Origin of the sequence: Streptomyces bicolor (assembly GCF_000719285.1) — a bacterium.
GTDB lineage: Bacteria > Actinomycetota > Actinomycetes > Streptomycetales > Streptomycetaceae > Streptomyces > Streptomyces bicolor.
This window is the reverse complement of the sequence record NZ_JOFS01000150.1, coordinates 1-252: the sequence shown is the minus strand read 5'-3', so window position 1 is coordinate 252 and position 252 is coordinate 1. Positions and strand designations below refer to the sequence as shown.

Sequence of the window (252 nt, the reverse complement as noted above, 5' to 3'; positions counted from 1 at the left end):
GCTGCTGGGTCGGGGAGTCGTCGGCCGGGACGTGGAGCTGGAGACGGCGCGGGAGCTCGCGCGCCATGCCGCGCTCAACTGCCTCGCTGCCGCTGTGCAGGCGGTGGGCGACCTGGACCGGGTACGGATCGTGCAGATGCTGGTCTTCGTGGCCGGCACGCCGGACTTCGGTGAGCAGTCGCAGGTCGCCAACGCGGCCAGTGAACTGCTCATCGAGGTGCTGGGCGAGAACGGACGGCACGCCCGCACCGC

The 252-nt window shown here is 71.8% G+C and carries 1 protein-coding gene; it reads left to right on the top strand.

Annotation, left to right across the window (positions count from 1 at the left end; all coding sequences use genetic code 11):
* Window positions 1-252: RidA family protein (locus tag IF78_RS0143060; RefSeq protein ID WP_031488222.1), on the top strand; the 252-nt coding region annotated here is incomplete at both ends.